This window comes from uncultured Campylobacter sp., assembly GCF_938018035.1.
Lineage (GTDB): Bacteria > Campylobacterota > Campylobacteria > Campylobacterales > Campylobacteraceae > Campylobacter_B.
Window position 1 is genome coordinate 1 of sequence record NZ_CALIJF010000127.1, and the last position, 4,847, is coordinate 4,847.

The 4,847-nt window shown below is 46.6% G+C and carries 5 protein-coding genes and 1 pseudogene; 3 read left to right on the top strand and 3 right to left on the bottom strand.

The window, feature by feature from the left end; translation table 11 throughout:
- The 3 genes and pseudogenes from murB to Q0257_RS03870 form a co-directional block, all read left to right on the top strand.
- Window positions 1-230 (top strand): annotated as a pseudogene (gene murB / locus Q0257_RS03860) (UDP-N-acetylmuramate dehydrogenase); the annotation flags it as partial.
- 106 nt (window positions 231-336) lie between these two features.
- Complete coding sequence (locus Q0257_RS03865) at window positions 337-510, top strand: hypothetical protein (protein WP_298021769.1); 174 nt, start codon at window positions 337-339, stop codon at window positions 508-510.
- A 71-nt stretch (window positions 511-581) separates the two neighbouring features.
- A complete protein-coding gene (locus tag Q0257_RS03870; protein ID WP_298021771.1) occupies window positions 582-1,295 on the top strand; it encodes a rhodanese-like domain-containing protein in 714 nt (237 codons plus the stop codon).
- Window positions 1,296-1,904: 609 nt separating this feature from the next.
- On the opposite strand, the gene Q0257_RS03875 is transcribed toward Q0257_RS03870, so the two are convergent.
- From Q0257_RS03875 to Q0257_RS03885, 3 genes are all read right to left on the bottom strand, one after another.
- Window positions 1,905-2,693 carry a transporter substrate-binding domain-containing protein gene (locus Q0257_RS03875; protein ID WP_298021774.1) on the bottom strand — a complete coding sequence of 263 codons (789 nt, stop codon included), beginning with the start codon at window positions 2,691-2,693 and terminating at the stop codon, window positions 1,905-1,907.
- Between the two features lie 409 nt (window positions 2,694-3,102).
- Window positions 3,103-4,104: an iron-sulfur cluster assembly scaffold protein gene (locus tag Q0257_RS03880; RefSeq protein ID WP_298021778.1), complete on the bottom strand. Its 1,002-nt coding sequence runs from the start codon at window positions 4,102-4,104 to the stop codon at window positions 3,103-3,105.
- Window positions 4,105-4,107: 3 nt separating this feature from the next.
- Window positions 4,108-4,847 (bottom strand): cysteine desulfurase family protein (locus Q0257_RS03885; protein WP_298021781.1); only part of this gene is annotated, 740 nt, incomplete at its 5' end.

The following is a 4,847-nucleotide window of genomic DNA, read 5'->3' on the forward strand; positions in this document are numbered from 1 at the left end:
GAAGCTGCTTTAAAAACCCGCCGAATGACGCCGCGGGCAGGCTGATCGAAGCGGCAGGGCTTAAAGGCCACGCGATCGGCGGGGCTAAATTTAGCGAGCAGCATGCCAATTTCATCATAAATTTCGGCAGCGCGAGCTTTGAGGACGTGATGAGCCTGATAGAGCTTGCTCGCGAGCGGGTTTTACAGCGCTTCGACGTCGCGCTTGAGCTAGAGGTTAAAATTTTATAATTCAAGCGCGGACTTCGCAGACTAAAGCAGCGAGCAGTCGTGACGAGCGAGCCTCTGCGCGCACGGCGGCGAGGAGGTAAAAAGCTGTGTTTATAACGAATACGGCGTGCTTATAGGTGACTTTTGTCTAAGAGCGCTTATCGTACTTGCGCAGTCTATATATTTTAACCCCTATCTTTTGGTATTGCTCGGGCGCTTGACCGAACTTTTAAATTTTATCGCTTTTTTGCTTTTGCAAGCAAATCACCTACTTGATCGCTCACATCTGCTAACGGCGTAAATTCACACTATTTAGCTAAATTTTTTGATATAATCCCCCCGCTTTAAAAGCTAAAAATTTAAAGGAAACATATGAAATTTATTTCTCACAAAATTTTAAAAAGCGCGGTTTTGCTGGCGGCATTAGGATCTTTTACGACTTGCGGTGCCGAGACGCAGCAACCTAGCAGCTACGCGATAAGCGGCGCAGCGCTATCGGCGATAGAGGAGGACAATAGGGCGAAAGAAAATTATCTGGTCATTGACGTCAGAAGCGCGGACGAGTACGCCGCAGGCCACATAAAGCACGCGATCAACATCCCGCTTGGAGAGCTTGAAAGCAGGCTGGATGAGATAAACGCCTACAAGGATAAAAACGTCGTGCTTTATTGCAATACGGGCAACCGCAGTGGAAAGGCACTTGATCTGCTTAAGCAAAAGGGCTTTAGTATGCTTATGAACGCGCCCGGCGTGAAGCAGTACGACTACGAGCTGTACAAGGTCGGCAGCATAAACGCGGAGAGGTTTTTGAAAATAGCAAATGAGCCGAACGTGCTGATCATTGATGCTAGGCAGAAGCAGGACTACGACGCAGGGCATATGAAGGGTGCGATAAATATCCCATACGGCGAGCCTTTAGAAAACTACAAGGACGTGCTTGAGGCCAATAAAGACAAAAAGATGATCACACATTGTTACAGCGGCAACCGCAGCGCCAAGCTCGCCAAAGCCCTAAACGAGCGAGGCTACAACGTCACAAATCTACTCGACGGCACGAAAGAGTATAATTACGAGCTGGTGAAATAAATCGAGATTGGCTCTTAAGGTAAATTTTACGACCATTTTTTTGTATTCGCCACGTCTTTGTGATATGCAGCTTCGCGGCACCCGATAAGACAGGCGCCGCTAAATTTGAAATTATTTGCTCCGCCTGCTCATTTGGCGCCTACTTTGCATAAGATCTGCCTTCGATGCAGAGCATAAATTTTAAATTCTCCATACCGAGGCGGCAATAGCGCTTGGGGGTTTAACTCCTTTTAGAGGATTTTTGAAATTTAAATCATAAAGTTGTAGCGGAAAAGCAGGTATTTAGAGCTGAAAAAATAGAAATTTACAAGCTGGCGCGGGTTTTGTGGGATGTAAAATTGAAACGAGCTTTACAAAATTGCGTAAATTTTAAATGCAACCTAATCGCTTAAAAATTTTACTTCCGAAAATGGAATTTCACGCTAGTGGTGCGCGCGTTTTAAATAGCCTCACCAATTTCGATAAAATCTGCGTTTTGGCGAGACTAACAAAATCAAAGCCGAATTCTAAAAGCAAATTAAGCCCGCAACGTATTTTTTAACTCCGTCGTTACAATGAATCGAATTTTACGCGGAAACCAGGCGCACGAATTAAATTCTGCACGAAATTTTATTCAACCAAGAATTCCTTCTTATCGATCGTGCCATGATAAAAAATCCCGAGCGTATCATCAAAGGTCTTATCCAAAAATCCATCTTTTTTTAGTCCTGCTAAAGATGTATTGATTATCTCTAGCAGCGCATTATTGCCCTTCTGCACGGCGATTGCGTTGTAAGTTTGCTTACCTAGACCATCCAAAGCAACCTGCGTTTTATTATCGATGATTGCGTATGCGTGCAGGATTAGGTTATCATCGACATGCACGGCATTTTTCGCCCTTTTGAAAGCGCGGTAACATTTAGCCGAACTGGCGCAAAAGTTTAAATTCTTTCTAAAGCCCGCTTTGCGTAAGAAATTGTGAATAGGAGAGTGTTTGATGACGAAAATCCTCTTTTTGCGGAGTTGATCGAAGCTCGTGATATTTTCGTCTTTTTTGGCTAACACACCTACCTGCACCTTAAAATAAGGCTCCGAAAAATCTACTTTTTTCGCTCGCGTGGGCGTAGGAGTAAAGGTCGCAATCACCATATCCGCTTCATTGCGCTGTAAAGCGCTAATGCGTCTTGAAGCCGTGATCGGGATAAATTTTACCTTGCCAGGATTATCGCCGAAAATCTCCTTACCGAGCTTCTCGCCAAGAGCAATCTCAAATCCCCTGTATTTGCCGTCTACGAGCGCACTAAACGGTGGCTGATCGTTATATACACCGATGCGAACGAGCCTATCTTTTTTGATCTGGTCCAAAGAATTTGCAGATAGAAAACCAAGTAGCAGAGCCGCCAAAACAAATACTTTCATTTGCTCCCCTTTTAGTTGAAATAAGGCGCAATTATAATAAAAAGAAATTATAGCCAGCTAAAATTCTGCGATTTATGGCGCATTTTCATCTAAATTTATGAAAAGATGAAATTCGCGGAGAAATTCTATGTCCAATTTACAAACGAAATCTCATAAAAAACTTGCACGAGCGAAAAAAGCTTTTAATTAAATTTATAAACAAAATTTTACGGATGGATTTCACGTTAGAAAACCTTAGCGAAATTTGCGATATTCTTAAAAGTAAACGGCGAAATTCTACGCAGATTTAGCGTCTAATTGCGAATTTAGCTAAGGGGCAAAATTTAGCACTGCATCAATCGCGAAAAAGCCCAAGCTCTTAAAATTTCGCTAAAAACTATGCCAAGATGCAAACCGTAGCAGTATAGCCCTAGATCGGCATTACGCGGATGTTCGGGCTAAGGTTTTCTTGCAAAACATTTTCGATCGCGTATAATGTGCCGCTCGCACCACTGGCGCAGCCGCTACAAGCGCCAAGATAACGGATATATATGTCCGTTTTGCCGTCGTCTGCAGGTCTGATATCGATGACGTCGAGATTGCCGCCGTCCATCTGAAGCATCGGACGAATATCCTCGTCAAGCACCCCTTCGACCGCTTTAAATTTACCGATCAAATTTAGCTGCTCAAAGCTCATCTCGGCTCCCGCTTTCACGTTATTAGCGGCACTCGCGTCGGCTTGAGCTTGAAGTCTCTCTCGCTCCATCTCCTCTCTGGTTTGCTTTAAAATATCGACCAGATAGTAATCCTTCTCCTCGTGTCCGCCCGGGCGCACGCAGGATTTGCAAAACGCACCTGCTTTGGTGTATTGCGTGATCTCCTCGACCGTGTGAAGGTCGTTTAGGCGGATCACCTCTTTGATCGTGCCGAGGCTCACGCGCGCGCAGTCGCACACGATGATCTCATCCTCGAAATGCGCGGGATCGATGCCCTTATAATTCGCCGCAGCCTGCTTGATGACATCGTATGCCATGACCGAGCAGTGCATCTTTTGCGGCGGTACGGCAGGCTCATCGGGATTATCGCGCATCGCGTGCTCTACGTCTAAATTTGTAATCTTTACCGCTTGATCGACGGTCTTTCCGATACAAAGCTCAGCCATCGTATCCGAACTGGCAATCGCCGTGCCGCAGCCGAAGCTTTTAAATTTAGCGTCTAAAATTCTATCGGTTTTAGGATCGATCAACCAATACAGCCTCACCGCATCGCCGCAACTCTCGGCGCCGAAGTCCGCAACCACTAGCTTACCACCTCTAGCCTTTGCTTCCTCCTCGGTGATCTCGCCCATATAGCGAGGATTATTCATGCGATCCTGCACTTTTTGCGAGTATTGCTCCCAGATTGAGCCGTTTATCAAACTGTTTTTTGCCATTTTTTATCCTTTATTTTTCTCATAACCTTGCGGCGCGTAAGCAAATGTGCTTGAAATCCCGCGCAGACGGGCGATAGCTTTACCAATATGTTCGATCGCGTAATCGATCTCCGCTTCCGTAGTAAAGCGCGACAGCGAAAGCCTTAGCGCCGTATGCGCTAGCTCCTTATCCGCGCCTATCGCTTCCATTATCGGGTTATTCTCGAGCGCCTCGCTCGCGCACGCAGAGCCCGTAGAAGCGGCGATGCCGGCTTTATTTAGATCCCACAGCATCGCCTCTCCCTCGACGCCTTGGATTGAGGCAAGGATGGTGTTTGGCACGCGAATGCTACGGTCGCCCACGACGCTAACGTTTGGAATTTGCAAAAGCGCGTCCTCCAGCTTATCGCGCAGTCTGCTTACCTGAGTGCGCTCAAAATCCATAAATTTATTCGCTAGTTCTAAAGCTTTGCCGAGCCCCACGATGCCAGAAACGTTTAGCGTGCCGCTGCGGCGCCCGCCCATCTGCTCGCCGCCGTGAAGCAGGCTCGTAATCGGCTTGCTATCTTTGATGTAGAGCGCGCCGACCCCCTTTGGAGCGTGAAATTTATGCCCGGAAAGGCTTAAAAAATCCACGTCCGCATCGCGCACGTTTACTTTTATCTTACCTACGGCCTGCACTGCGTCGGCGTGATATAGCGCACCGCGTTCGTGTGCGATTTGTGCGATTTTTTTTACGGGGAAGATCGTGCCGGTTTCGTTAT